This window comes from Pseudarthrobacter sp. S9 (genome assembly GCF_050156545.1).
In the GTDB taxonomy this organism is placed as follows: domain Bacteria; phylum Actinomycetota; class Actinomycetes; order Actinomycetales; family Micrococcaceae; genus Arthrobacter.
Window position 1 is genome coordinate 2,199,649 of sequence record NZ_CP189576.1, and the last position, 25,654, is coordinate 2,225,302.

Consider the following 25,654-nt stretch of genomic DNA (forward strand, 5'->3'; position numbering starts at 1 on the left):
CCTCGGGGTGCGGGCCGCAACCGGCACGGCGGAACTACGCGGGTACGGCTGAACTACACCGGGCGGCCGGTGGGGTCTTCCGCCGTCGGATCCGCGAGGGCCAGGCCGCCCAGCGGGCTGTCATCCCAGTGGATGAGCTTCCAGCCGGCGTCGGGGTCGCCTTCCAGTGCCACGATGCCGGTGTTGGCGAGCACGTGGCGGGCCGCGAAGCCGGGTTCGACGTTGGACGCCCGCAGGCCGGCCCAGACCCGGATCGCCGCGCCGTGGCTGATCACGGCCGCCGCGCCCGGATCAGCGGACGCCGCAGCCGCGGCGGCAATCCGGGCGATCGAGTCGTCGAAGCGTTCAAAGAAGTCGAGGCCGTTGGGTCCGGCGGGCATCCTGCGGTCCAGTTCGCCGGCGCTCCAGGCAAAGACGGTCCCGAGATAGCGCAGGTGCGATTCCCGGTCGGTGAGCTTCTCGAGCGACCCTGCTTCGATCTCCCCCAGCCCTTCCAGCACCTCGACGTCCAGTCCCCGCATGGTTGCCAGTGGCTGGGCCGTGATCTGGGTGCGGATAAGCGTGGACGCGTAGAGAAGGCCGATCTGCTCATTCGCCAGGGACCGCGCCAGAGCGGCAGCCTGCCGCTCGCCGAGCTCGGTCAGTCCGGGGCCCGGGCGGGCGGTATCCAGCTGGCCGAGAACGTTCCCGGGTGTCTGCCCGTGGCGGATGAGCAGGAGCTTCATTTGAGGTGGTCCACCAGCTCGTCCGCGATGCCGGTGTATTTGCCGGGGGTGAGCGCCAGCAGGCGCGCTTCGGCGTCCCCGGACAAGCCAAGGCTCTGGACGAATTCCTGCATCCGGGCAGCATCGACGCGCTGACCGCGGGTCAGGTCCTTGAGCCGCTCGTACGGGTTCTCCATGCCTTCGACGCCGGCGATGGCCTCGGCGCGCATGACCATCTGGATGGCCTCGCCCAGGACTTCCCAGTTCGTGTCCAGATCCGCGGCCAGCACCTCCTCCGCGACATTGAGCCGGTCCAGGCCCTTGGCCACATTGGAAATGGCCAGCAGCGAGTGGCCGAAGGCGACGCCGATATTGCGCTGGGAGGAGGAGTCGGTAAGGTCGCGCTGCCAGCGGGAGGTGACCAGGGTGGAGCCCAGCACGTCCAGCAGGCCGGAAGAGATCTCCAGGTTGGCCTCGGCGTTCTCGAAGCGGATCGGGTTGACCTTGTGCGGCATGGTTGAGGATCCCGTGGCGCCCGCAACGGGAATCTGCACGAAGTAGCCGATGGAGATGTAGCTCCAGATGTCGGTGCAGACGTTGTGCAGGATGCGGTTGAAACGCGCGACGTCTGCGTAGAGCTCTGCCTGCCAGTCGTGGCTTTCGATCTGGGTGGTCAGCGGGTTCCAGGTCAGGCCGAGGCCTTCGACGAAAGTCTTCGAGACGTGCTGCCAGTCGGCGCCCGGGACGGAGGCCACATGGGCGGCGTAGGTGCCGGTGGCCCCGTTGATCTTGCCGAGGTATTCGGTCCGGGCAATCCGGTCCAGCTGCCGGGTGAGCCGGTGCGCGATGACGGCCAGTTCCTTGCCGAGGGTGGTGGGGGTGGCCGGCTGGCCGTGCGTGCGGGAGAGCATTGGCACGGCGCGGTTGCCCTGGGCCATGCTGCTGATCTGCGCGACGAGGGCGCGGGCGGCGGGCAGCCACACGTCCTCCACAGCACCCTTGACGCCGAGGGCGTAGGAGAGGTTGTTGATGTCCTCCGAGGTGCAGCCGAAGTGCACCATGGCCGTGAGCCGCTCGATTCCGATGCCGGGCAGGCGGCGGCCGATGTAGTACTCGACGGCCTTGACGTCGTGCACCGTGACGGCCTCGATGTCGGCCAGTTCCGTGACGGAATCGGCGTCGAATTCGGTGACGATGCCGCGCAGTTGCGTCTGCTGATCCGCGGTCAGCGGTCCGGCGCCGGGCAGGACGTTGTGGCTGGTCAGGTGGATCAGCCATTCAACTTCCACGGCCACGCGGTCGCGGTTGAGGGCGGCTTCGGAGAGGTAGTCGACCAGCGGCGCGACGGCGGACTGGTAGCGGCCATCCAGCGGGCCGAGCGCGATCTGGCGTGATGACGCGGCGAGGGCCAGGCGTCCGGAAGGCGTGCGGGTAGCGGCTGTGGCGGCAGTTTCAGGCATGCTCCGATTCTTTCACGAAGTCCTGCCGGGCCTTAAGCGCGCCCGTCCGTATGACTTCCACCGCGGCGTCCCGTTGTCCACATAGCCGTGCCGGGCGCTTCAGGACCGTGACCGCGCTGCCTAGCGTGGGAGCCATCCGAGAAGGAAAGGAACAACGGCATGACGAGCGCAGTGACAGGTGAAGTGTCCACCACAGCGACCGGCACCGTGTCAGCGGCCGATGCCGCCGCGTGCGCCTCTCGCGGCGAAGAAGTTCGGCAGCTGGCCGTGCGCGTGGCGGTCTGCGCCGACCATGCGGACGCGGTGATCGCCCACCTGGCCCGGCTGGAGCTGCAGACCTGGGAGTCGCCGGCCGGGCGTGCCTACCGGACCGCGCTGTCCCTGCAGGCCGCTTCGCTGCGCAGGAGCCGGAACGCGCTGCAGGACGCCGCCGCCGTAGTGCGCCGGCACGCCCAGAACGTAGTGCTTTCCTCCGGTCGGCCCGGTTACTGATGTCGGACGCGACACCCGCTGGTTCGGGAGGGGCGCCACGCCCGTCCGCGCCTCCCGCCGACGGCATGCTCCAGATCCGCGGCGGGGTGGGTGGACTCAGCGTCCAGTTCGAGGAGTTGCTGGCAGGAGCCGCGGCGCTGGACGGCGTCGCGAAGCAACTGGCATCCGTGGAAGCGGAGGCAGACGCGGTGCGGCGAGCCCTGTTCCCGTACCAGTCCGATTCCTACACCAGCGGCAGCAACGCGATCATCGCCGTCGGGGATGGCGCCCAGGCGCTGGGCCGTGTCCGGACGGAGCTGGAGCGCCTCTGCCGCGAGGTCCGGGCAAGCCACCGGGAGTACGAGTACGCCGAGGCCCGGAACACCCTCCTCCTGAGGATCGGCAAGACGGGGGCGGGCTTTGGGCCGTTGTGGGGGCTGTTCGGCTTGCCGCCGATGACCGCGCGCGACGTCGTAGAGGATGAGATGTCGCTGGCCCCCGGGCGGTTAGCGCTACTGCTGGGGCTGCCCGCCGTGTGGGCAGGGGCGGCTGGTGCAGTTAACGGCGCGGACGGCGTCGGCGGCGTCGTCCGGGGATTAGCGTCGGCGCCCGGGAGGGACCTGCTGAAACCCCGTCCGGTCCGCATCGTGGGCAGGGAAACAAGGTTGGAGCACGTCGATGTCTCGCCGGCCGGGCTGCTGCTGCGGGCCGAGGCTGTAGGCGGCACCAGCGGAGAGATCGAGGTCCTGCAGCTCGGGGAGGGAAGTCAGCGCGCGTGGGTGGTGATCATCCCGGGAACGCAGGACGAACTGCCGGCGGGCACGAACCCCTTTGACGCTACCGGCATTGCCGAGGGTCTGGGCTACGGCTCGGCAGAGACGGCGGCGGGCATCCGTGAGGCCCTCCGGGAGGCCGGGGCCCAGACGGGCGAACAGATTGCCGCGGTGGGTTACAGCCAGGGCGGCATCCATGCCATGAACCTCAGCCAGGACAAGGCGTTCCTCGCCGACTACGACCTCAAATTCGTGCTGACCGCTGGCTCCCCGGTCGGCGGCATCGAGCCGGCCCCGGGGATCAGTAGCCTTCACCTCGAGCATCAGCAGGACTGGGTGCCCGGGGCGGACGGACTGCCCAACGCAGACACGAAGGACCGCGTGACCGTGACGCTGACCAACCCGCTGGAGATTCCCGCCCCGAAGGATTTCGGCCTGGGCCCGGGACACCGCCTGGGGAACTACGCAGACGGGGCCGAAGCCGTCTCCGCCAGCAGGGATCCGTCCCTCCAGGCCTCCACTGCGGCGCTGGCAGCGGTGGTTGGCGCGGGAGGCGCGGCGACCGTCACCCGGTTCTCCCTGAGGCGGGAAGCGATGCCGGCTCGGCGGGGAGTGCCCACAGCGCCGGGGCCGGGCCGGAACGCCGACGCGCCGCAGGGTCCGGCGGCCTAGCGCCGACGGGCCCCCGGCAGCCAGCTTGCCACGAGGGAAATGATGGAGATGATGATGGCCGCCAGAACCGCTGTCCAGAAGAAAGAGTCGATGGTGAAGTGGACGGGTGTGAAGCTGCCGAGCCACGACGTCAGATAGAGCATCGCCGCATTGATGACGATCGTGAACAGGCCCAGCGTCAGGATGGTAATCGGCAGGGACAGCAGGCTGACCAGCGGGCGCACGAACGCGTTGACCATGCCGAAAATCAGCCCGATGAACAGATACGCCAGGATGATCCCGATGGTGTCCGTACCCCGCGTCACGCCGCTGTTGGCCACGGCGGCGGTGGTGGCGGACGTGGAGATGTCCAGTCCGGGGAGGATCCAGCTCGCGACCCAGAGGGCCAGCCCGTTGATGATTACCCGCACAAAGAAAGAGCCCATGGCCTCATGCTGTCATATCCCCTCGCATTGTGGCAGGGACGGCGAAGTAGGCTAGTGGGCATGACTTCATCAGAGAACACGGCCGGGGGAATCCGGCCGCGCCCGGTGGTAGACCTTCTCCCCCGCTACGCGGCCGGCAAGCCGCCGGTCCCCGTCGAGGGCCTTGTCAGCTACAAGCTTTCCTCCAACGAGAACCCCTTGCCCCCGATCCCTGCAGTGCAGCAGGCGATCGCGGCACAGACCGACTTCAACCGATACCCGGACCCGCTTAGCAGCAAATTGCGCGCCGTGCTAGCCCGGTTCCTGGACGTTCCCGCTGAGGACATCGTCACGGGCGCCGGAAGCCTGGGAGCCTTGAACCAGCTCCTGGCCACCTTCGCTGGCCAGAACGACGACGGCAAGACCGACGAAGTCATCTACGCTTGGCGGTCGTTCGAGGCATACCCCATCTGCGTCGGGCTCGCGGGTGCGGAGAGCGTCAGGGTCCCGCTGACTGGCGACGGCCGCCACGACCTCGATGCCATGGCGGCGGCCGTCTCGGCGCGCACCAAGATGATCCTGCTGTGCACGCCCAACAACCCGACCGGGCCCATCCTCACCACAGAGGAAGCCGAGCGCTTCATCAAGGCTGTGCCCTCCGACGTCGTGGTGGTCATCGATGAGGCCTATCAGGAGTTCGTCCGCGACGAGAACGCCGTTGACGGCATCGAGATGTACCGGAAATATCCGAACGTAGTCGTGCTGCGGACCTTCTCGAAGGCGCACGGACTGGCCGGGCTGCGCGTGGGTTACAGCGTGTCCCGCCCCGAACTGACCCAGCACCTGCGCGTCGCCGCCACGCCGTTCTCGGTGTCCCAGATCGCCGAAACGGCGGCCGTCACCTCACTGGAGCATTTCAGCGAGGTTGTAGAAAGGGTACAAAGCCTGGTGGACGAACGGGACCGGGTCACTGCCGGACTGCGGGCGCTCGGCTGGTTCGTGCCGGAGGCCCAAGGGAACTTCGTGTGGCTCAATCTGGGCACGGACAGCGGGGAATTTGCCGCACTGGCGGGGGAACGGGCGCTTTCCGTGCGGGCCTTCGGGGACGAGGGAGTGCGGGTCAGCATCGGCGAGACCGAGGCCAACACCCGCTTCCTGGAGCTCTGTGCGATCTATACAAAACAGCCACGGCGTTCCTAGCGCTTAACATGACGCCCGCAGGCAGCCCCCTGCGGATAAAGTAAGGACGAGTAAGCCAAAATATATGCCGGGTCGGGAATACATTCCCGATCCGGCATATATCCCAGCGATTGCGGCGCATTCGGATGCGGCAAGCAAGGAGACGGTATGGGCGCCACACATCTGCCCTCTACCGAGTTCGACGGAACCGATATGGACGACCAGCTCGAGGCTGCAGCAGAAGCCCGGCTCGGCAACCCTGCCACGCCTATGGTCCAGTTGCTGGGCCCCGACGGCGTGCTGGGCACCGACCCTGTCTTCTCGGAGTACGCCCAACGGCTGGACGCGGAGAAACTGCGCGGTTTCTACGCCGACATGGCTGCCATCCGGCGGTTCGACCAGGAGGCCACCGCCCTGCAGAGGCAGGGCCAGCTGGCGCTGTGGGTCCCGCTGACCGGACAGGAAGCGGCGCAGATCGGCTCCGGCCGGGCCAGCCAGCCGCAGGACTACATCTTTCCCACCTACCGCGAACACGGCGTGGCGCTGACCCGAAACGTTGATCTGGCCGAATTGCTGCGCCAGTTCCGCGGCATCTCCAACGGCGGCTGGAACCCCAAGGACACCAACTTCCACCTCTACACGCTGGTCCTCGCGGCCCAGACCCCGCACGCAGTCGGCTACGCCATGGGCATCCAGCGGGACCAGAAGCTCGCGGCAGCCACCGCGGCCGCGGGCGATGCAGGGGGCCAGGCGCCGGAGCCGAAGGCCGCCGTCGTGGTCTACTTCGGTGACGGGGCCAGTTCCGAGGGGGACGTCCACGAATCCATGGTGTTCGCCTCGTCCTACAACGCCCCCGTAGTGTTCTTCTGCCAGAACAACCACTGGGCCATCTCCGTCCCCAGCTCCGTGCAAACCCGGATCCCGCTGTCCAACCGCGCCAAGGGCTACGGCTTCCCCGGCATCCGGGTGGACGGCAATGACGTGATCGCCGTCCACGCCGTCACTGAATGGGCGCTGGAGCATGCCCGCGAGGGCAAGGGCCCGGTGCTGATCGAGGCCTTCACGTACCGCGTCGGCGCCCACACCACCGCCGACGATCCCACGAAGTACCGCGAATCCGCCGAAGAGGCCCTGTGGCGGGCCAAGGATCCGCTGGAGCGCCTGGAAAAGTACCTCCGCACCGAGGGCCTGGCCGATGAGGCCTTCTTCGCGCAGGTCAAGGCCGACGGCGACGAGCTGGCCGCCTATGTCCGCAAGACCACCTACGACCTCGAAACCCCGGACATCCGGACAGCCTTCGCCAACACCTACGTGGAAGCACACCCCCTGGTGGCCGAAGAGCTGGCCTGGTTCGAGGAATACAGTGCAGGTTTCGCCGACGAGGCGACAGCCGATCGGGCAGACACAGGGGCGGCCCACTCATGACCACCATGACCATTGCAAAGGCCATCAACGAAGGCCTGCGCGCGACACTCAGCAACAACCCGCGGTCCCTGCTCATGGGCGAAGACATCGGACCCCTGGGCGGGGTCTACCGGGTCACGGACGGCCTCATCGCCGAGTTCGGCGCGGACCGCGTGGTGGACACCCCTCTCGCCGAGTCCGGCATCATCGGCACCGCGATCGGCCTTGCCCTGCGCGGCTACCAGCCCGTCTGCGAGATCCAGTTCGACGGCTTCGTCTTCCCGGGCTTCAACCAGATCACCACGCAGCTGGCCAAGATGCACTCGCGCAGCAACGGCAACCTCACCGTGCCGGTCGTCATCCGGATCCCCTACGGCGGCGGCATCGGCTCGATCGAACACCACTCGGAATCGCCGGAAGCGCTGTTCGCCCACACGGCCGGACTGCGCATCATCACGCCGTCCAACCCGCACGACGCCTACTGGATGATCCAGCAGGCCGTCGACTGCCAGGACCCCGTGATCGTCTTCGAACCCAAGCGCCGCTACTGGCTCAAGGGCGAGGTCGACACGGAATCACCCGGCATCGCCGCGGACCCGTTCCGGGCCCATGTGCTGCGGAATGGAACGGACGCCACCGTCGTGGTCTACGGGCCGCTCGTGCCCGTGGCCCTGGCCGCGGCCAACGCCGCCGCCGAGGACGGCCACAGCGTCGAAGTGATCGACCTGCGTTCCATCTCCCCGATCGACTTTGACACCGTCACGGAGTCCGTCAAGAAGACGGGCCGGCTCATCGTGGCCCACGAGGCCCCCACCTTTGGCGGCATCGGCGGCGAAATCGCGGCCCGGATCGGCGAGCGGGCGTTCCACTCGCTCGAGGCTCCCGTGATCCGCGTCGGCGGTTTCCACATGCCGTACCCAGTGGCCAAGGTTGAAGAAGACTACCTGCCGGACATCGACCGCATCCTTGAGGCTCTGGACCGTGCCCTGTCCTACTGACGGCCAGCGTACTGACGGCCAACGTACTGATGACGACGTTCGAAACCGAGGACCCCATGACGCTTAACAAGTTCAACCTCCCCGATGTCGGCGAAGGGCTGACCGAGGCCGAGATCGTCTCCTGGAAGGTCAAGGCCGGCGACACCGTGGCCATCAACGACGTCCTGTGCGAGATCGAGACCGCCAAGTCCCTGGTCGAGCTGCCCTCGCCGTTCGCCGGCACCGTCACGGAACTGCTGGTTCCCGAGGGAGTCACGATCGACGTCGGCACCCCGATCATCAGTGTGACCGACGCGGCGGCCGGGACGCCCACGGCGGCTCCACCTGCTGCCGCTGTGCTGCACGAAACGACCACCGTTGCGGCACCCATGTACGGCACGCTGACGACGGAGACGTCCGACGCCGGAGAGTCGGCCGGGCGTCCGGCCGGCGGTCCGCTCGTGGGGTCCGGCCCCAAGGCCGACGCCGTCAAGCGGCGACGGCGCGTCTCCGCCACGCCGGTGGCCGAGCCTGCCCCGGCGGTTCCGCTCCCCACCCGCTCCCTAACCTCGCCAGCTCGGCCAGGGAACCCGGCGGGCGTGGCCCCAGGCTCAACCACCGCGGCTGTCCCGGTTGAGCCTGTCGCCAGCCCCGAACGCGCCGCCCCTGCCGGCGACCCCGAGCGCCCCACCCTGGGCGGGGCCATCAGCGGCCTCGTCAACAAGGTGCTGGCCAAGCCGCCGGTGCGCAAGATCGCGCGTGACCTCGGCATCGACCTGGCCGACGTCGTCCCCACCGGGGCCCGGGGCGAAGTGACCCGCGAGGACCTGGTGAGCTACCAGGCCCAGCGCGACGCCGAGGTGGACAAGGCGGACACGTTCTGGGGGAAGTCCGGCCGTCCGCAGGAACAGCGGATCGAGCGCATCCCGGTCAAGGGCGTCCGCAAGGCCACGGCGAAGGCCATGGTCGAGTCGGCCTTCGCGGCTCCGCACGTCAGCATCTTCGTGGACGTCGACGCCAGCCGCACCATGGAATTCGTCAAGCGGCTCAAGGTGTCCCGCGACTTCGAAGGCATCAAGGTTTCCCCGCTGCTGATCCTCGCCAAGGCCGTCATCTGGGCCGCGGCGCGCAATCCCAGCGTCAATGCCACCTGGGTGGACAGCCCGGACGGCAGCGATTCCGCCGAAATACACGTCAAGCACTTCATGAACCTGGGCATCGCGGCCGCCACACCCCGCGGCCTGATGGTGCCGAACATCAAGAACGCCCAGGACCTTTCGCTCAAGGAACTGGCCCTGGCCCTGAACGAGCTGGCCACCACCGCCCGTGCGGGCAAGACCCAGCCCGCCCAGATGCAGGGCGGCACCCTCACCGTCACCAACATCGGCGCCCTCGGCATCGACACCGGCACGCCGATCATCAACCCCGGCGAGGTGGCGATCGTGGCCTTCGGCACCATCAAGCAGAAGCCCTGGGTCCTCGACGGCGAAGTCATCCCGCGCTGGATCACCACCCTCGGCGGTTCCTTCGACCACCGCGTGGTGGACGGGGACCTCTCGGCCCGCTTCATGGCCGACGTCGCCGCCATCCTCGAAGAGCCCGCGCTGCTCCTCGACTGACTGCTCTTCGATTGACGCACGGCATTAGAACCTGAAGCGTCCTAATGGCTCCGAAATAGGTATTTCCCCTTACTAATCGGGGATCTTAAGCTGGTCACAGCACGGCACTCAGCCTTGCTCCGATCCGCCCGGGAGCGTCAATGGAGACACGACATCTGAAGTACTTCATTGCCGTGGCCGAGGAGCGGCATTTCGGCCGTGCCGCCCAGCGGCTGCACATGGCCCAGCCGCCGCTGTCGCAGCAGATCCGGCAGCTCGAGGAACAGCTGGGTACAGCGCTTCTGATCCGCACCACGCGCAAGGTGGAACTGACCCCTGCCGGGCAGGTCCTGCTGGACCGGGGTCGGGTGCTGCTGCACGAGCTCGACGCGCTGGAGGAGGATGTCCAACAGGTGGGCGCCGGCGCCACCGGCGTCATCCGGGTGGGTTTCACCGGAACCGCCACCTACCGGCTGATGCCCAGCATTGTCCAGGCGGCACGTCGCACCCTGCCGGGGCTCCGCATCACCGTCCAGGGCGAGATGCTGACGCCGCAGATGGAGTCGGCACTTGAGGATGGCCGGCTCGACGCCGCCGTCCTCCGCCCGCCGGTCCGGTCCGGAACGGTGACCCTCAAGCTGCTCGAACAGGACCGGCTGGTCGCTGCCCTTCCGGCGGATTCCCCGCTGGCGGAGAAGGGCACCGTGGACCTCGCGGATCTGGCAGGCCAGGACTTCATCGGCTACCCCAGCTACTCTGCCGTCAGCAGCATCTTTGTCGATGCCTGCCGCAAAGCCGGGTTTCAGCCGCGCCTGGTCCAGGAGGCCAAAGAGACCTCCACGCTACTCTCGCTCGTGGCGGCGGGTATGGGGATCGCCCTGGTTCCCATGACGTCCCGGATGTTTTCCTTCCCGGGCGTGGTGTTCCGGCCCCTGCGCAATCCGCCGCCGGTTGACCTCGCCGTCGCCTGGAACCGCAACAACGAGACGCCGCTGCTGCGCCGCTTCCTGGACCTGTTCGACTCCCTGCACACTTCGCTGCCCGGCGGTCAGCCGGCTCCGCAGCCCACCTCGCCGCCCTCTTCGCAGCCGTCAGGGCAACCCGACGCCGCAAAGGAAATCTCCCCGTGAAAATCGAACGCATCGAGGCCATCCCCTATGCCATCCCCTACGCGCGGCCCCTGAAATTCGCCAGCGGCGAGGTGACCACCGCCGAGCATGTCCTCGTCCGGATCCATACGGACACCGGCATCTGCGGTGTAGCCGACACCCCTCCGCGCCCGTACACCTACGGCGAGACGCAGGACTCCATCGTCTCGGTGATGACCAAGGTCTTCGCGCCGCAGCTGATCGGACTGGACCCGCTGGACCGCTCCAAGGTCCAGCAGCTGCTCCGCCGCACGGTCAACAACCCCACGGCCAAGGGCGCCCTGGACATCGCCCTGTGGGATGTCATCGGCATCTCCCTCGGCACACCGGTGCACAAGCTGCTGGGCGGCTTCACCGACAGCATGCGTGTCTCGCATATGCTCGGCTTCAAACCCGCCGCCGAACTCCTCCAGGAAGCCCTGCGGTTCCGTGAGACCTACGGCATCAACACCTTCAAACTCAAGACCGGGCGGCGACCGCTGTCCCTCGACATCGAAGCCTGCCATGTGCTGCGGGACGGCCTGGGCGAGGACACCGAGATTTACCTCGACGCCAACCGCGGCTGGACCGCCAACGAGGCCATGGAGGTGCTGCGCCGGACCGAAGGCCTGGGCCTGTCAATGCTGGAAGAGCCCTGCGACGCCGGGGAGGTCCTGGGCCGGCGCCGGCTCGTGCAGCATTCACGGATCCCGATCGTGGGCGATGAAAGCGTCCCCACGCTCGGGGACGTCTCCCGCGAGCTGCTGTCCGGGGGCAGCAATGCCATCTGCATCAAGACAGCGCGCAGCGGCTTCACGGAGGCCCAGCAGATCCTGGGCCTGTGCGAGGGGCTGGGCGCCGACGTCACCATGGGCAACCAGATCGACACCCAGGTGGGAAGCCTGGCCACCGTGACGTTCGGTGCGGCGTTCGAGGCCAGTTCCCGGCGGGCGGGGGAACTCTCCAACTTCCTGGACATGACCGACGACCTCCTGGCGGAACCGCTCGAGATCACGGCCGGCGTCATCCGGGTCCGCGAGGTGCCCGGCGTCGGCGCGGAAATCGATGCCGACAAACTGGAAAAATACCGGCAGGACTGACCCTGCACTGCCCACTGCCCCCAACCTCTAGGAGAAACCCATGCTGTACCTCGTTCGAATGGACGTCAACATCCCGCTGGACATGCCCCACCAGAGGGCCGAAGCCATCAAGGCGCAGGAACGGGACTACTCCCAGCAGCTGCAGCGCGACGGCCGCTGGGCACATTTGTGGCGGGTTGTGGGGGAGTACTCCAACTACTCGGTGTTCGACGTGGCGGATCATGACGAACTGCACACCCTGCTCTCCGGCCTGCCGCTGTTTCCGTACATGGACATCAAGGTGACGCCGCTGGCCACGCACCCGTCCGCCGTCGAGTAGCCAGCGCCTGGTCAGCGGCTGTGCCGCGGCATTCATATGCAAAAGCTTTCGATAAGCCGGAAATAGGTATTTCCCATCGATCAATTCGAGTCCTACCGTTGAATCAACACCGGATGTGACAGAGCCCACAACCCTCCGGAACCCACCCACCATGCATCGACACACGTTTTTGACAAAGGAGTCACTATGACGACGGAAACCCAGGCCACCGCCGCCGCTTCAGGCGCAGGGGCAACCGCCCGCTTCAGGGGAAACAAGCACCTTGCTGCCGCCACCAGCCAGGAACGCGTCAGCGCGATCGCCGGCCGGGTCATCAAGGCGATTAACGACACCGTCATCGACGAAAAAGTCACCTACGACGAATACAACGCCTTCAAGGCCTGGCTCATCAAAGTCGGAGAAGACGGGGAATGGCCGCTGTTCCTGGACGTCTGGGTCGAGCACTGCGTCGAAGAGGTTGCCAACGCCAACCGGCACGGCTCCAAGGGAACCATCGAGGGCCCCTACTACATCCCGGACGCCCCCTCCCAGAACAGCCCGGCCACGGTGCCCATGCGCGACGACGAGCCGGGCACCCCGCTGCTGTTCCAAGGCCAGGTCAGGAGCGTCGCCGGTGAATCCCTTCCGGGCGCGCTGATCGAACTGTGGCACGCCGACGACCTCGGCTTCTACTCCCAGTTCGCGCCGGGCCTGCCGGAATGGAACCTCCGCGGCTCCATCATCGCCGACGGCCAGGGCAACTTCCAGATCAACACCATACAGCCCGCGCCCTACCAGATCCCCACCGACGGCGCCTGCGGAGCACTCATCGCCGCCGCCGGCTGGCATGCCTGGCGGCCGGCCCACCTGCACCTGAAGGTCTCGGCACCAGGGCACCAGCTCATCACCACCCAGCTGTACTTCCAGGGTGACGAGCACGTCGCCGACGACATCGCCTCGGCCGTGAAGCCCGAACTCATCCTCACACCCACCGAGCGCGCGGACGGTAACGGCCGTGAAGTCACCTACGACTTCATCCTCGATCCCCAGGACTAACGCAGGACGGACCTCCTGGACTGAGCCGGCCCGCCCGGGCGCAGCCCCCGACGCCGACGGGTGGCGGTAATTCCGCCGCCCGTCATCCAACCCGCACGGCCCGCCCTGATGCCGCCTTGCCAAAATCAGGTCCTAGCTAAGGAGGCGTCAGTGACTCAGGAAGCAGTCATGACCCCTATCGACACCCGCGAACTGCGCCACGCGTTCGGGACGTTCGCCACAGGGGTCACAGTAGTAACGTGCCGGTCGGAGGACGGCGTCCCTCACGGCGCCACGGTGAATGCCTTCACCGCTGTCTCCCTTGATCCGCCGCTGGCCCAGGTGACGCTGACCCGCACCTCGCGGGCTGCCCGCTACCTCGAAGGTGCCCCCTTCGCCATCAACATCCTCTCCCTGGAACAAATGGACGTGGCCCTTCATTTCGCCGGGAAAGTCCTGGACGAGGAGCCCGAATGGACCCTGGACGGCAACGTTCCGGTGCTGCTGAAGAACGCAGCCACGCTGGAATGCCGGCCCTGGAACATCTACGACGGCGGTGACCACATCATCGTGGTCGGTGAAGTCACTTCCATTGAGATCACCAACCGCGAACCGCTCCTGTTCTTCGGCGGAAAATTCCGCCAGATAGGACGGTTCGTCGAGGGGGCTCCGTGGGACCACTCCGGGGACGCGCCCGAATCCGGCTGGTTCGCCGGCGCCAAATCCTTCAAGACCCTTCACAGCCTCTAGCCCTGGCCAGACCAGACCCGCTAACAGCTCTTAATTCCTCCCCAGAAAGGGACGATCATGACCGAAATTCTTGACCAATCAGCGCCCGCTTCCGATCCCGCTTCATCTCCCTCTGCGGTTCCGTCGATGGGGGAGAGGACGACGCCTGCGAATCCGTTGATGCCGATGACGGGGGATGAGTACATCAGGTCGCTCCAGGATGACCGTGAGGTCTGGATCTATGGTGAGCGGGTCAAGGACGTCACGACCCACCCGGCGTTCCGGAACTCGATCCGGATGGCGGCGAGGCTTTACGACGCGATGCACAAGCCCGAGCTGCAGGACAAGCTCATGGTGCCCACCGACACCGGCTCCGGCGGCAAGACGATGTCCTTCTTCCGCACCCCGCACAGCGTCGAGGACCTCAAGCAGGACCGCGTCGCGATCGAGACCTGGGCGCGGATGAGCTACGGCTGGCTGGGACGTTCGCCGGACTACAAGGCGGCCTTCCTGGGCACCCTGGGCGGCATGCCGGACTTCTACGAGCCGTTCCAGGAGAACGCCAAGCGCTGGTACAAGGAGTCCCAGGAAAAGGTCCTGTACTGGAACCACGCGATCATCAACCCGCCGGTGGACCGCCACCTGCCGCCGGACCAGGTCGGCGACGTATTCATGAAGGTCGAGAAGGAAACCGGCTCCGGACTCATTGTCTCCGGCGCCAAGGTGGTGGCCACCGGATCCGCGATCACCAACTACAACTTCATCGCACACTACGGGCTGCCGATCAAGCGCAAGGAATTCGCGCTGATCTGTACCGTCCCGATGGACGCGCCGGGCGTGAAGCTGATCAGCCGGGCCTCCTACAGCCACCAGGCCGCGGTGATGGGCACTCCGTTCGACTACCCGCTCTCGAGCCGGATGGACGAGAACGATTCCGTGTTCGTCTTCGACAAGGTCCTGATCCCGTGGGAGAACGTCTTCGCCTACGGCGACGTGGAGAAGATCAACAACTTCTTCCCGCAGACCGGGTTCATCAACCGCTTCACCTTCCAGGGCGTGATCCGGCTGGCGACCAAGCTGGACTTCATCGCAGGGCTGCTGATGAAGGCCCTGGAGATCGCCGGCACGCAGGACTTCCGCGGCGTCCAGACCCGGGTCGGGGAGGTCCTGGGCTGGCGCAACATGTTCTACGCCCTGATCGACGGCATGACGCTGAACCCCGACGCCGGCCCCAACGGCACCGTGCTGCCCAAGCTCGACTACGGCCTGTCCTACCGGATGTTCATGTCCATCGGCTACCCGCGGATCAAGGAGATCATCGAACAGGACGTCGCCTCGGGCCTGATCTACCTGAACTCCTCCGCACTGGACTTCAAGACCCCGGAGATCCGGCCGTACCTGGACAAGTACGTCCGCGGCTCCGACGGCGTCGAGGCCGTGGACCGGGTGAAGCTGATGAAGCTGCTCTGGGATTCCATCGGCACCGAATTCGGCGGCCGGCACGAGCTCTACGAGCGGAACTACTCCGGCAACCACGAGAACGTGAAGGCCGAAATCCTCTTCGCCGCTCAGGCACAGGGCACCACCGACTACATGAAGGGCTTCGCGGACCAGTGCCTGGCCGAGTACGACCTCGACGGCTGGACCGTGCCGGACCTCATCAGCAACGACGACGTCAGCCTCTTCCTCAAACGCAACTAACCAGCAAAAATGGTGCCCGGGCTGCCCAACGGCGGCCAGCCCGGGTATCTGCGAAGGAGGCATCATGCCGACATCCGGCGTCAATGACGAGACCGCCCACCAGCACTCAGAACTGCCTTCCGTTGGCTCCGAGCACCAACAAGCGGTGGTGCTGGTCCATACGGCATGGGCCGGATGGCAATACGAAACTGATTCTGTCAATCACAAATGAGCAGGTGAACGCGAGAGAAGAACGCACAGTTGAAGAGGCAGTGAGAGCGTCCAGAACTTCGCAGTCGGCCCGCGAAAGACCAGGCTCCGAGGACGAGATGCACGTGCTGGTCGTCAAAGGGCGGAAGATGGTGCGGTCCCGGACAGGCATGTCGGCTGGCCCTGAGAGCAGCAGCCCGCGGATCCGGAAGCGGCCCGGCACGATTCCGGACGGCCCAGCGCACGAAGGTCCAGGTGGTGCTGCGCAGATGCTGCCAGGTGGCGAATTGTTTGATGAGGGCGCGGTGATCCGAAATCGGTGAGCTCTCCCGGGATCCCCTCCATCCAGGTTTCGAAGAGCAGCAGGTTCCGATCGATGGGCGCCCAACGCAGGAGCCCCGCCGCTGGGAATCCCAGCGGCGGGGTTCCTGTGCCCGGCGGACGGCACTAGAGTGGCACCAGCCGCCGCCAGCACGGCGGACGCGGATCAAAGGAGATGTTGCGTGTTCTCGAGCCCCTTCCCCGACGTCGATGTTCCCGATCTCAGCATTTACGATTACCTCTTTGGCGGCCTGCGGGAGGAGGACCTGGACCGGGTCGCCGTCGTTGACGGCACAAGCGGCGTGGAGACCAGCTACCGCGAACTGCTCGGACAGATCGATGCCCTCGCCGGCGCCGTGGCCGCCCAGGGGCTGGGCGTCGACAGCGTTGCCGCGATCCTGTGCCCCAACATCCCCGCGTTCGCCGTGGTCTTCCACGGCCTGTTGCGGTCCGGCGCCACCGTAACCACCGTCAACTCGCTGTACACGGCGGATGAGATCGCCCGCCAGCTCACCGACGCCGGAGCCGGCTGGCTGTTCACCATCTCGGCGCTGCTGCCCGCCGCCCGCGAGGCCGCCGCCCGGACCGGGATCCCGGCCGGACGGCTGGTGGTGCTCGACGGCGCCGACGGCCACCCTTCGCTGCGTGACCTCCTCACCGCGGGCGCGCCGGCCCCGCAGGTCTCTTTTGATCCGGCCACGCACGTGGCGGTGTTGCCGTATTCCTCCGGAACCACCGGCCGGCCCAAGGGGGTCATGCTCAGCCACAGGAACCTCGTGGCGAACGTGGAGCAGTCCCGCGGCCTGCTCGATGTCGGCCCCGAAGACCGGCTGCTGGCGCTGCTGCCGTTCTTCCATATCTATGGACTGACGGTGCTGCTGAACCTGGCCCTGCGCCAGCGGGCCCGCCTGGTCACGATGCCCAAGTTCGAGCTCGCCGAGTTCCTGCGCATCATCCAGGACCAAAAGTGCAGCTACCTGTTCATCGCCCCGCCGGTGGCCGTGGCGCTGTCCAAGCACCCGCTTGTTGCCGAGTACGATCTCAGCTCCGTGCACACCACGCTGTCCGGCGCGGCACCTCTGGACGGGGAACTCGGGGCCAGGGTGGCGGAACGGCTCGGCTGCCGGGTGCTGCAGGGCTACGGCATGACCGAGATGAGCCCAGTGTCCCACGTCATCCCACGCGATGGCCCGGACGTGCCTGTCAGTTCGGTCGGTTACACGGTGCCGAACATGGACTGCAGGCTGGTGGACCCGGCCACCGGGGAGGACATCGAGGTCCCCGCCGAGGGCACGAGCGCCCCGGGCCACCTGCTGTGCCGCGGACCCAACGTGATGCTCGGCTACCTCAACCGGCCCGAGGAAACCGCGGACACCCTCGATGCCGAGGGCTTCCTGCACACCGGCGACATCGCCACGGTGCGCGCCGACGGCGTCGTGACCATCGTGGACCGGCTCAAGGAACTCATTAAGTACAAGGGCTACCAGATCGCCCCGGCGGAGCTTGAGGCGCTGCTCCTAAGGCACCCCGGCATCGCTGATGTCGCGGTGATAGGGACGCCCGACGCCGACGGCCAGGAAGTGCCGATGGCTTTCGTCGTGCGCCAGTCCGGGCCCGAGGGGGACACCCTGAATGAGGCCGCCGTGATGGACTTCGTGGCAGCCAAGGTGGCCGCGTTCAAGAAGATCCGCCGCGTGGAGTTCATCGACGCCGTGCCGAAGTCCTCCTCGGGCAAGATCCTGCGGCGGATGCTGAAGCCGGCCGAGCCGGCGGTGCAGCCCTAGGCTTCTTTTCCTAGGGCTGCACCGCCTAGCGCTTCTCTTCCTAGCGCTTCTCTGCCTAATCGGCGGAGTCGGTCTTGGCGATGTAGACGTCGCAGGGAGCGTTGTGGGCCACACTGTTCGCAACGCTCCCGAGGACCCGGCCGATCCCGCGCATGCGCCGGTTGCCGACCACGATCATCTGGGCGCCGGTACGCTCGGCTTCCTTGATGAGGGCCTCCGCGGGCTTCCCGCGTGCGGCGGCATAGGTGACGTTAGTGCCGGCCGAGCGCAGGCCCTCCGCGATGCTCTTCGCAACCTTCTCTGCATTGTCGGCGTCCGACACGATCCACTTGTCGCCGCCGCTGCTGAAGACCTCGGTCCTGTCACTGTCGAAGGCGCTGACCACGTGGAGTGCGGCCCCAAGAGATGCGGCCAGGTCCCGCGCGGTGTGCGCCGCCCGCAGGGCAGTCTCACTTCCGTCGACACCGACAACGATTATTCCGGTCATGAACTGCCCCTCTGGGTTAGGAATCTCTGTCAACAAACGTCTTCGGTCATGTCTTCGGTCAGGGACCAACGACGCTTCAGGCTACAGTGCGGCGATGGCTTCCCGCAGGACCGGCGCCAGCCGGCGGACCCCTTCTTGGATGGATTCCGGCGGCACGGCGCTGAATGCCAGGCGGATCTTGTTGGACGGTTCGTCCGAATGGGTGAATGCCGCTCCCGGAATGAACACGACCCCGGCGTCGATGGCCTTCTTCAGCAAGGGGTAGGTGTCCACGCCGTCGGGCAGCGTGACCCAGACAAAGAAGCCGCCCTCGGGGTGCGTCCAGCTCAGGCCCTCGGGCATGAATTCGTCCAGGGCGGCGAGCATGGCATCGCAGCGCTCCTTGTACAGCCCCCGGTACGTCTCGATCTGGCCGCGCCAGTCGTAGTCGCGCAGGTACGCGGACACTAGCATCTGGTTGAGCGTCGGCGGGCACAGGGTCACGGCCTCCGAGGCCAGATAGTAGCGGCGCTGCAGGTGCGCCGGGACGAGGGCCCAGCCGATCCTGAGGCCCGGCGCGAAGATCTTGGAGAAGGAGCCCATGTAGATGACGTCGTCCGGGTTGGCGGCCCGCAAGGGGGTCAGGGGCTTGCCGTCGAAGCGGAGCAGGCCGTAGGGATTGTCCTCCAGTACCAATATATTCGCATGGCGGCATATATCGACGACCTGCTGGCGGCGCTCCCCGGACAAGGTGATGCCGGACGGGTTGTTGAAGCTGGGGATCGTGTAGAGGAACTTGATGTTCTTGCCCGCGGCCTGGAGGGCCGCGATCCTGGCCTCGAGAAGATCCGGAATGATGCCGTCCCCGTCCATCGGCACCGTCTCGACCTCCACCTGGTACGCCTCGAAAGTGTTGAGGGCGCCCACATAGGTGGGATCCTCCACGAGGACGACGTCTCCCGGGTTGCAGAAGACCTTGGTGGCAACATCCTGGGCGGACTGGGAGCCTGCGGTGATCACGACGTTCGCGGGGTCGGCAGTGAGGATCCCCTCCGCGGCCATTACCTCGCAGACCTGGGTACGGAGTTCCTCCGTGCCCTGGCCGCCGCCGTACTGCAGGGCGGTCATTCCCTGGTCGGCGATGATCCTGGCGGCTGTCTGGCCGAGCCGTTCCAGCGGGAGGGACTGGAGGTACGGGCTGCCGCCGGCGAGCGAAACGAGGCCGGGGCGCATCGAGATGTCGAAGACGTCGCGGACTGCTGACTGCTTGATATTGGCTGCGCGCTCCGAGAAAAGGATCTCGTGGCGGTGGGCGGACGTAGCCGCACGTTCGATTGCATCAATTGCCTCGGCCGGAAGGACATCTGCGGCGGCATCAAGTGTTTCGTGAGTCACATTCCTAAGAATACAACGCATGTTGCCCCAGGGGAAACGTTTGTTCACAAAATCCCGAAGAAGAAGGCCCGGGGCGGGAACGGTCAACCGGAACGCACGACGCCCCCGGCAGCGGGGTGCTGCCGGGGGCGTCGCGGGGTGAACCCGGAAATGCGGGGGAGCTAGGCTGCTTCGGCGACCCGTGCCGTTGCGAGGGCATCGAAGACGCCCTTGATCTGCTCGACAACCTCGGCGTCGTCCTTCGGGTGGACCTCGGCGAAGCGGACCATGGAGCCGGGGACGGCCAGCTTGACGTCCTCGAGGACCCGGGCGCCGGCGATGCCGACGGCCTTGCGGGCCTCATCCTGTGCCCAGACCCCGCCGAACTGTCCGAAGGCGGTTCCGACGACGGCGGTCGGCTTGCCGTTGAGGGCACCCGCGCCGAACGGGCGTGACAGCCAGTCGATGGCGTTCTTGAGCGAGGCAGGGACGGTGCCGTTGTGCTCCGGGGTGACGAGGAGGATGGTGTCGGCGTCGTTCGCTGCGGCGCGCAGTGCTGCTGCCGCGGCGGGAACCTGGCCCTCGACGTCGATGTCCTCGTTGTAGAACGGGATGTTGCCGAGGCTGTCATGGATGACAACGTCAACCTGCTCCGGCGCGTTCAGCTGGATGGCCTCGGCGAGCTTCTGGTTAGTGGAGCCGGCGCGCAGGCTGCCGACCAGGGTGAGAACGGTGATCTTGGACATATGAACTCCTATTCATCGCGCCGCGGAGGTTCCGGCGGCTGGCTGATCTTCGAGGCTTTGGGGCCTTCACTGGAGCTAAACGGACTGCGGTCCGGTTAATATTCCCCGGGGCTAGAATAAGCGATGTGAGCCTCATCCCAATCCGCTCCCACGCGCCCGGTGCGGACACCGAACGCCGCGATGCCGCGAGGAACCGCGAACTCCTGCTCTGTGCCGCCAGGGAGATCATCGAGGAATCCGGCGCTGACGGTCTCACAATGGACCGGGTGGCCCGGCGCGCCGGCGTCGGCAAGGGCACGGTGTTCCGGCGGTTCGGCAGCCGCGCCGGGCTGATGATGACGCTGCTCAGCGATGCCGAGGCGGAATTCCAGGGCCGGTTCATGTTCGGGCCGCCGCCGGTGGGCCCCGGGGCTCCGCCGCTGGAGCGGCTGATCGCCGTCGGCACGGAACGCATCACCTGGATCCTGGAATTCGGGGAGCTGGCCCGGGCCGCCGATGAGTCCGCCCACAACAGGTTCGATGTGCCGGCGGCCGTGCTGTGGCACCGGCACCTTGAGATGCTGCTGCGCGAAGCCGGTGTCACGGCGGATCAGTGGCTCCTGGCATCGGCCCTGGGCGCGGCGCTGGAGCCGGAGCTCCTGCTGCACGCCGTCGGCGTGCACGGGATAGCGCCGGATCGGCTCGCGGAGACGTGGCGAGAGCTTGTCACGCGGATAGTGCGCGGAGCGTAGGCTGGCACTGACTGCAGGCCAAAGATCCCGGAGCAGCGGCTGAATCCCCTGCAGGCCGGGGGCGACGGAAGGACCGAAGTTGTGAATAATGTAATCATCCCGGCGTGCAGTCAGGCCCTTCCAGCCGGACCCGCGATGCCCGGAACCGCACAGACAACGGCCATTCAGAACTAATCGACTCATGCTCCGATATCTCGCAAAACGCGCCATCACGTATGTCTTTATGATCTTCCTGACCACCAGTGCCGGGTATCTTCTGGCTGTGAGCACCCTGCAGCCGGCGCTGCTCGAGCAGGAGCGGATTCCGCGGCCCACCCCCGAACAAGTGGTCAATTCCTTTCGGCTGAAGGGCCTCGACCCGACCCTCAGCCCGTGGGAGCGCTACGTTAACTGGGTCACCGGGATCGTCACCCGATGGGACTGGGGACGGAGCCCCAACGGGGCCTTCATCAATGCCGAGTTCGGCGACCGCGTGCTGATCTCAACGCGCCTGTTCCTTGCCGCGATCATCCTGACCCTGGTCATCGGCGTCGCCCTGGGCGTGTACACCGCCGCGCGGCAGTACAAGGCCTCGGACAGGGTGATCACCTCCTACAGCTACCTGATGTACATCGTTCCTGCGCCGATCGCCTACTTCCTGGTGCAACTCGGTGCCATCAGCATCAACGAGGCCGTGGGCGACCGCATCCTGTTCGTCACCGGCGTCTCCACCCCGGGCCTGGATGGGGACGGCTGGGCCCTGTTCGTCGACCTGCTGGCCCACTATGCGGTGCCGACCTTCGCCATCACGATCGTGGGCTGGGGCGCGTACCAGATCGCCCAGCGTCAGTACCTGCTGGACAATGTCAACGCGGACTTCGTCCGGACGGCGCGGGCCAAGGGGCTGACCCGCAACCAGGCCATCACCCGCCACGCCCTGCGCGTGTCCTTCATCCCCGTGGCGCAGAGCATTGCGTTCACCATCCCGGCCATCTTTGCCGGCGGCTTCTTTGCGGAGAAGATCTTCGCCTGGCACGGCATCGGTGCCTGGTCCATCGACTCGATCGCCCTGCAGGACGTCAACGCGGCGACGGCGACCCTCGCGTACGGCTCCCTGATCTTCGCGATCGGGGCCATTCTCGCGGACTTCGCCACCACGCTGGTCGACCCCAGGGTAAGGGTGCAGTAGCCATGACCAACCTGAACTCCATCGACCCGGCCGCCGTCGCCGCCGAGGCCAAGATCGAGAACGACGACGTCGTCATCGCCAAGTCGCGGATCATCCTACGGCGCTTCCTGCGTAACAAGACCGCCGTCGCCGGCCTGGCCATCTTCCTGGCCCTGACCGTCCTTTCCTTTGTCGGCGGCGCTTTCAGCAGTTGGAACAAGGAGACCATCGACCCCTTCAACATCGGCATGGGACCGTCCGGGGAGCACCTGCTGGGCACCTCCCAGGCCGGGATCGACCTCTGCGCCCTGACCGTGGAAGGCACCCGGGTCTCGATCCTCATCGGCCTGGTGGTGGGCCTCGTATCGGTCCTGATCGCCGCCGTCTACGGCTGCACCATGGCCTATTTCGGCGGGAAGGTGGACAAGGTCATGCTGTTCATCCTCGAGGCCCTGATCATGATGCCGGCCCTGCTGGTGGTGGCCGTGGCCACGAGCGGCGGCGGCAACGGCCTGAAGAACACCCTCCCCAGCTGGCTGCTGCTGATCATCGTCCTGCTGGTCTTCAGCTGGATGGGCACCGCCCGCCTCATCCGGTCCCTCTCGATGTCCCTCATGCAGCGCGACTTCGTCAAGGCGGCCCAATACATGGGGATCCCGGCGCGCCGGATCGTGTGGCGGCACCTCATCCCCAACATCGGCTCGTTGCTGGTCCTGGACATTACCCGCGGCGTCACCGGCGCCATCCTCGCCGAAGTCGCCTTCTCCTTCATCGGCATCGGCATCAAGGTCCCGGATGTGAGCCTGGGCGTGCTGATCGGCCAGGCGACGTCCCAGGTCTCCACCTTCCCGTGGATGTTCTGGGTGCCGCTGGTGGTCATGTTCCTGCTGACCGGTTCGCTGGCCATGATGAACGACGGCCTGCGTGACGCGTTCGACCCCAACTCCAGCTCCATTGGCAGCGCCAATAGGAGCAACGCAAAGAAGACCGTGAAAAAGAAAAGCAAATGAGCAGCGAAGTCACCGCCCAGTCCGCCGAATCCGACAAGTCAACCGGCAAGTCGACAGTCGAGCGCCTGCACGTGGCCGGACGTCACGCCCCCACGGATGCCGTCCTTTCCGTCCGGGACCTCAACGTCCGCTTCAATACGGAGAACGGGGTGGTGCACGCCGTCCGCGGCGTCGACTTCGACCTCCTGCCGGGCAAGACGCTGGGCATCGTGGGCGAATCCGGTTCCGGCAAGTCCGTCACGTCCATGGCCATCATGGGCCTGCTGCCCTCCACCGCGGAGATCGGCGGCTCCGTCCGTCTGCTCGGAAAGGAACTGCTGGGCCTGAGTGACAAGGCCATGTGCCAGTACCGCGGCAACGATATCTCCATGGTGTTCCAGGACCCGCTGTCCTCGCTGACCCCGGTCTTCACGGTCGGCAACCAGATCATCGAGGCCCTGACGGTCCACAACCCGACCATGAGCAAGCAGGCCAAGGCGGCGCGCGCCGTCGAACTGCTGGGCATGGTGGGCATCCCCAGCCCGAAGGACCGGTTCAAGGCCTTCCCGCACGAGTTCTCGGGCGGCATGCGCCAGCGCGTCATGATCGCCATCGCGATCGCCAACAACCCCCGGGTGCTCATCGCCGATGAGCCGACGACGGCGCTGGACGTCACCATCCAGGCGCAGGTGCTCGAGGTGCTGCACACCGCGCAGGAGGAAACCGGCGCCGCCGTCGTCATGATCACGCACGACCTCGGCGTGGTCGCCGGCATGGCCGACGACATCGTGGTGATGTATGCCGGCAGGCCGGTGGAGACCGGCACGGTGGAGGACATCTACTACAACCCCCGCATGCCGTACACGATGGGGCTGCTCGGCGCCGTGCCGCGCGTGGACGCGGCGGGGAAGACCTCCCTGATCCCCATCGAGGGCATCCCGCCGAAGCTGATCGACGCCCCCACGGGCTGCTCCTTCGCGCCGCGCTGCCCCCTGGCCGGCGACGCCTGCCTGGCCGGCGAACCTGCCCTCTCGGGAGTCCCAGACAGCCCCGGCCACAAGGCCGCCTGCATCAAGTCCGATTCGCTCGCGGCCGGCGTTGACGTGCACGAGATCTTCTCCGCCCCGGCCGTCCCGGTCTCCCGCTTTGACGCCATTCCCCGGGAACAGCGGAAGGCCGTGCTCGAGCTCAGGGACGTCAGGAAGCACTTCCCGCTCCTGAAGGGCTCGCTGATCAAGCGCCGGATCGGCGCGGTCAAGGCGGTGGACGGGCTGAGCTTCGACATCCGCGAGGGCGAGTGCTTCTCGATCGTGGGCGAGTCCGGCTGCGGAAAGACCACGACGCTGCTGGAAATCATGGAATTCCGAAAGGACCAGGACGGCGAGGTGGTCATCGGCGGGCTGAGCAACAAGGCGGCTGCAGACGGCAGGACCAAGGCCGCCATGCGCAAGGAACTCCAGATGGTGTTCCAGGACCCCACCGGCGCACTGGATCCACGTTTCACCGTGTACGAGGTCCTCTCCGAGCCGCTGGAAAACTCCGGGATGGCCAAGCCGGCCATCCGGAAGCGGATCATGGAACTTATGGAGCTCGTGGGCCTCCAGCCGGACCACGTCAACCGCTTCCCCAACCAGTTCTCCGGCGGCCAGCGCCAGCGCATCGGCATCGCCCGCGCCCTGGCTGTGAACCCCAAGCTGGTGGTTCTCGACGAGCCGGTGTCCGCCCTGGATGTCTCCGTCCAGGCCGGCGTCATCAACCTCCTGGACAAGCTCCGCGCCGAACTCGGCCTGAGCTACCTCATGGTGGCCCATGACCTGTCCGTGGTGCGCCACATCTCCAATCGGGTGGCCGTGATGTACCTGGGCAAAATCGTGGAGATCGGGGACGTCGACAGCGTCTTCGACAACCCCCGCCACCCGTACACCCGGGCGCTGCTGTCCGCGATTCCAGTCCCGGACCCGCAGCTGGAACGCACCCGCGAACGCATCATCCTGAAAGGGGACCTGCCCTCGCCGCTGGATGCCCCCAAGGGCTGCAACTTCGCCTCCCGCTGCCCGGTATTCGCCGCACTTCCCCCGGCAAAGCAGGAGAAGTGCCTGACGCTGGAGCCCCCGCTGGAATCGGATACCGCGGACCCGGACGCCGGTGCCCCGGCGCAGCACCCGGACCAGCAGTTCGCGTGTTTCTACCCCGACGGCGAACTGGACGCGGACCTGCTGGTGGTCCACGAAACCAACTGAGCTTACTGATCCGAACTTGCACGACAACTCGTACC

General features: G+C 66.6%; 24 protein-coding genes. 18 read left to right on the plus strand and 6 right to left on the minus strand.

Translation table 11 applies throughout. The annotated features are described in order from the left end of the window. Nucleotides 1-53 precede the first annotated feature (53 nt). Nucleotides 54-725: a histidine phosphatase family protein gene (locus tag ACQCSY_RS10510; protein WP_427135425.1), complete on the minus strand. Its 672-nt coding sequence runs from the start codon at nucleotides 723-725 to the stop codon at nucleotides 54-56. After that, complete coding sequence (gene purB, locus ACQCSY_RS10515) at nucleotides 722-2,164, minus strand: adenylosuccinate lyase (protein WP_427135427.1); 1,443 nt, start codon at nucleotides 2,162-2,164, stop codon at nucleotides 722-724. Before purB ends, ACQCSY_RS10510 begins: the two co-directional genes overlap by 4 nt. A gap of 159 nt (nucleotides 2,165-2,323) precedes the next feature. Here purB and ACQCSY_RS10520 point away from each other — a divergent pair, with 159 nt between their 5' ends. Continuing rightward, complete coding sequence (locus ACQCSY_RS10520; protein ID WP_427135429.1) at nucleotides 2,324-2,656, plus strand: hypothetical protein; 333 nt, start codon at nucleotides 2,324-2,326, stop codon at nucleotides 2,654-2,656. Between the two features lie 65 nt (nucleotides 2,657-2,721). After that, nucleotides 2,722-4,080, plus strand: coding sequence for a hypothetical protein (locus tag ACQCSY_RS10525; RefSeq protein WP_427135431.1), 1,359 nt, complete (start codon nucleotides 2,722-2,724; stop codon nucleotides 4,078-4,080). On the opposite strand, the gene ACQCSY_RS10530 is transcribed toward ACQCSY_RS10525, so the two are convergent. Then, nucleotides 4,077-4,505 (minus strand): phage holin family protein, encoded by a 429-nt coding sequence (locus ACQCSY_RS10530; RefSeq protein ID WP_427135432.1) that lies wholly within the window; start codon nucleotides 4,503-4,505, stop codon nucleotides 4,077-4,079. The genes ACQCSY_RS10525 and ACQCSY_RS10530 overlap by 4 nt on opposite strands. A 60-nt stretch (nucleotides 4,506-4,565) precedes the next feature. Here ACQCSY_RS10530 and ACQCSY_RS10535 point away from each other — a divergent pair, with 60 nt between their 5' ends. From ACQCSY_RS10535 to ACQCSY_RS10590, 12 genes are all read left to right on the plus strand, one after another. After that, nucleotides 4,566-5,684 (plus strand): histidinol-phosphate transaminase, encoded by a 1,119-nt coding sequence (locus ACQCSY_RS10535; protein ID WP_427135434.1) that lies wholly within the window; start codon nucleotides 4,566-4,568, stop codon nucleotides 5,682-5,684. Between the two features lie 147 nt (nucleotides 5,685-5,831). Then, nucleotides 5,832-7,088 (plus strand): thiamine pyrophosphate-dependent dehydrogenase E1 component subunit alpha, encoded by a 1,257-nt coding sequence (locus ACQCSY_RS10540; protein ID WP_427135436.1) that lies wholly within the window; start codon nucleotides 5,832-5,834, stop codon nucleotides 7,086-7,088. Continuing rightward, the gene (locus ACQCSY_RS10545; RefSeq protein ID WP_427135438.1) at nucleotides 7,085-8,065 is read left to right on the plus strand and encodes an alpha-ketoacid dehydrogenase subunit beta; all 981 of its coding nucleotides are present in this window, start codon (nucleotides 7,085-7,087) and stop codon (nucleotides 8,063-8,065) included. The genes ACQCSY_RS10540 and ACQCSY_RS10545 overlap by 4 nt, the downstream gene beginning before the upstream one ends. A gap of 56 nt (nucleotides 8,066-8,121) precedes the next feature. After that, nucleotides 8,122-9,663 (plus strand): dihydrolipoamide acetyltransferase family protein, encoded by a 1,542-nt coding sequence (locus ACQCSY_RS10550; protein ID WP_427135787.1) that lies wholly within the window; start codon nucleotides 8,122-8,124, stop codon nucleotides 9,661-9,663. 140 nt (nucleotides 9,664-9,803) lie between these two features. Further along, nucleotides 9,804-10,772 (plus strand): LysR substrate-binding domain-containing protein, encoded by a 969-nt coding sequence (locus ACQCSY_RS10555; RefSeq protein WP_427135440.1) that lies wholly within the window; start codon nucleotides 9,804-9,806, stop codon nucleotides 10,770-10,772. Then, a complete protein-coding gene (locus tag ACQCSY_RS10560) occupies nucleotides 10,769-11,869 on the plus strand; it encodes a mandelate racemase/muconate lactonizing enzyme family protein (RefSeq protein ID WP_427135442.1) in 1,101 nt (366 codons plus the stop codon). The genes ACQCSY_RS10555 and ACQCSY_RS10560 overlap by 4 nt, the downstream gene beginning before the upstream one ends. 40 nt (nucleotides 11,870-11,909) lie before the next feature. Then, nucleotides 11,910-12,188, plus strand: coding sequence for a muconolactone Delta-isomerase (gene catC, locus ACQCSY_RS10565; RefSeq protein WP_427135444.1), 279 nt, complete (start codon nucleotides 11,910-11,912; stop codon nucleotides 12,186-12,188). A 186-nt stretch (nucleotides 12,189-12,374) separates the two neighbouring features. Next, a complete protein-coding gene (catA, locus tag ACQCSY_RS10570) occupies nucleotides 12,375-13,223 on the plus strand; it encodes a catechol 1,2-dioxygenase (protein WP_427135446.1) in 849 nt (282 codons plus the stop codon). Nucleotides 13,224-13,373: 150 nt separating this feature from the next. Continuing rightward, entirely contained in the window at nucleotides 13,374-13,952 is a 579-nt protein-coding gene (locus ACQCSY_RS10575) for a flavin reductase family protein (RefSeq protein WP_427135447.1), read from the plus strand. 165 nt (nucleotides 13,953-14,117) lie between these two features. Beyond that, entirely contained in the window at nucleotides 14,118-15,632 is a 1,515-nt protein-coding gene (locus tag ACQCSY_RS10580; RefSeq protein ID WP_427135449.1) for a 4-hydroxyphenylacetate 3-hydroxylase family protein, read from the plus strand. 64 nt (nucleotides 15,633-15,696) lie between these two features. Continuing rightward, nucleotides 15,697-15,843: a hypothetical protein gene (locus ACQCSY_RS10585; RefSeq protein WP_427135451.1), complete on the plus strand. Its 147-nt coding sequence runs from the start codon at nucleotides 15,697-15,699 to the stop codon at nucleotides 15,841-15,843. Between the two features lie 481 nt (nucleotides 15,844-16,324). After that, nucleotides 16,325-17,926, plus strand: a complete 1,602-nt coding sequence (locus ACQCSY_RS10590) for an AMP-binding protein (protein WP_427135453.1) — start codon at nucleotides 16,325-16,327, stop codon at nucleotides 17,924-17,926. 55 nt (nucleotides 17,927-17,981) lie between these two features. On the opposite strand, the gene ACQCSY_RS10595 is transcribed toward ACQCSY_RS10590, so the two are convergent. From ACQCSY_RS10595 to ACQCSY_RS10605, 3 genes are all read right to left on the minus strand, one after another. After that, nucleotides 17,982-18,413: a universal stress protein gene (locus ACQCSY_RS10595; protein WP_427135455.1), complete on the minus strand. Its 432-nt coding sequence runs from the start codon at nucleotides 18,411-18,413 to the stop codon at nucleotides 17,982-17,984. Nucleotides 18,414-18,494: 81 nt separating this feature from the next. Then, nucleotides 18,495-19,787: a PLP-dependent aminotransferase family protein gene (locus tag ACQCSY_RS10600; protein ID WP_427135457.1), complete on the minus strand. Its 1,293-nt coding sequence runs from the start codon at nucleotides 19,785-19,787 to the stop codon at nucleotides 18,495-18,497. Nucleotides 19,788-19,948: 161 nt separating this feature from the next. Then, the gene (locus tag ACQCSY_RS10605; RefSeq protein ID WP_427135459.1) at nucleotides 19,949-20,512 is read right to left on the minus strand and encodes an NAD(P)H-dependent oxidoreductase; all 564 of its coding nucleotides are present in this window, start codon (nucleotides 20,510-20,512) and stop codon (nucleotides 19,949-19,951) included. A 125-nt stretch (nucleotides 20,513-20,637) separates the two neighbouring features. On the opposite strand from ACQCSY_RS10605, the gene ACQCSY_RS10610 reads away from it, so the two are divergent. The 4 genes from ACQCSY_RS10610 (at nucleotide 20,638) to ACQCSY_RS10625 (ending at nucleotide 25,619) form a co-directional block, all read left to right on the plus strand. After that, nucleotides 20,638-21,243 carry a TetR/AcrR family transcriptional regulator gene (locus ACQCSY_RS10610; protein WP_427135461.1) on the plus strand — a complete coding sequence of 202 codons (606 nt, stop codon included), beginning with the start codon at nucleotides 20,638-20,640 and terminating at the stop codon, nucleotides 21,241-21,243. A 181-nt stretch (nucleotides 21,244-21,424) separates the two neighbouring features. Continuing rightward, complete coding sequence (locus tag ACQCSY_RS10615; protein ID WP_427135463.1) at nucleotides 21,425-22,411, plus strand: ABC transporter permease; 987 nt, start codon at nucleotides 21,425-21,427, stop codon at nucleotides 22,409-22,411. 2 nt (nucleotides 22,412-22,413) lie between these two features. Beyond that, nucleotides 22,414-23,400, plus strand: a complete 987-nt coding sequence (locus ACQCSY_RS10620; protein ID WP_427135464.1) for an ABC transporter permease — start codon at nucleotides 22,414-22,416, stop codon at nucleotides 23,398-23,400. Next, nucleotides 23,397-25,619: a dipeptide ABC transporter ATP-binding protein gene (locus ACQCSY_RS10625; RefSeq protein ID WP_427135466.1), complete on the plus strand. Its 2,223-nt coding sequence runs from the start codon at nucleotides 23,397-23,399 to the stop codon at nucleotides 25,617-25,619. The genes ACQCSY_RS10620 and ACQCSY_RS10625 overlap by 4 nt, the downstream gene beginning before the upstream one ends. Nucleotides 25,620-25,654 lie beyond the last annotated feature (35 nt).

What these genes read in the sequence shown, in the direction of transcription:
- ACQCSY_RS10525 (WP_427135431.1), top strand. Translation starts at nt 2,722, where the DNA reads ATGCTCCAGATCCGCGGCGGGGTGGGTGGACTCAGCGTCCAGTTCGAG.
- ACQCSY_RS10530 (WP_427135432.1), bottom strand. Translation starts at nt 4,505, where the DNA reads ATGGGCTCTTTCTTTGTGCGGGTAATCATCAACGGGCTGGCCCTCTGG.
- purB (WP_427135427.1), bottom strand. Translation starts at nt 2,164, where the DNA reads ATGCCTGAAACTGCCGCCACAGCCGCTACCCGCACGCCTTCCGGACGC.
- ACQCSY_RS10545 (WP_427135438.1), top strand. Translation starts at nt 7,085, where the DNA reads ATGACCACCATGACCATTGCAAAGGCCATCAACGAAGGCCTGCGCGCG.
- ACQCSY_RS10585 (WP_427135451.1), top strand. Translation starts at nt 15,697, where the DNA reads ATGCCGACATCCGGCGTCAATGACGAGACCGCCCACCAGCACTCAGAA.
- ACQCSY_RS10540 (WP_427135436.1), top strand. Translation starts at nt 5,832, where the DNA reads ATGGGCGCCACACATCTGCCCTCTACCGAGTTCGACGGAACCGATATG.
- ACQCSY_RS10605 (WP_427135459.1), bottom strand. Translation starts at nt 20,512, where the DNA reads ATGTCCAAGATCACCGTTCTCACCCTGGTCGGCAGCCTGCGCGCCGGC.
- ACQCSY_RS10550 (WP_427135787.1), top strand. Translation starts at nt 8,122, where the DNA reads ATGACGCTTAACAAGTTCAACCTCCCCGATGTCGGCGAAGGGCTGACC.
- ACQCSY_RS10620 (WP_427135464.1), top strand. Translation starts at nt 22,414, where the DNA reads ATGACCAACCTGAACTCCATCGACCCGGCCGCCGTCGCCGCCGAGGCC.
- ACQCSY_RS10555 (WP_427135440.1), top strand. Translation starts at nt 9,804, where the DNA reads ATGGAGACACGACATCTGAAGTACTTCATTGCCGTGGCCGAGGAGCGG.
- ACQCSY_RS10535 (WP_427135434.1), top strand. Translation starts at nt 4,566, where the DNA reads ATGACTTCATCAGAGAACACGGCCGGGGGAATCCGGCCGCGCCCGGTG.
- ACQCSY_RS10580 (WP_427135449.1), top strand. Translation starts at nt 14,118, where the DNA reads ATGACGGGGGATGAGTACATCAGGTCGCTCCAGGATGACCGTGAGGTC.
- ACQCSY_RS10510 (WP_427135425.1), bottom strand. Translation starts at nt 725, where the DNA reads ATGAAGCTCCTGCTCATCCGCCACGGGCAGACACCCGGGAACGTTCTC.
- ACQCSY_RS10615 (WP_427135463.1), top strand. Translation starts at nt 21,425, where the DNA reads ATGCTCCGATATCTCGCAAAACGCGCCATCACGTATGTCTTTATGATC.
- ACQCSY_RS10520 (WP_427135429.1), top strand. Translation starts at nt 2,324, where the DNA reads ATGACGAGCGCAGTGACAGGTGAAGTGTCCACCACAGCGACCGGCACC.
- catC (WP_427135444.1), top strand. Translation starts at nt 11,910, where the DNA reads ATGCTGTACCTCGTTCGAATGGACGTCAACATCCCGCTGGACATGCCC.
- catA (WP_427135446.1), top strand. Translation starts at nt 12,375, where the DNA reads ATGACGACGGAAACCCAGGCCACCGCCGCCGCTTCAGGCGCAGGGGCA.
- ACQCSY_RS10625 (WP_427135466.1), top strand. Translation starts at nt 23,397, where the DNA reads ATGAGCAGCGAAGTCACCGCCCAGTCCGCCGAATCCGACAAGTCAACC.
- ACQCSY_RS10595 (WP_427135455.1), bottom strand. Translation starts at nt 18,413, where the DNA reads ATGACCGGAATAATCGTTGTCGGTGTCGACGGAAGTGAGACTGCCCTG.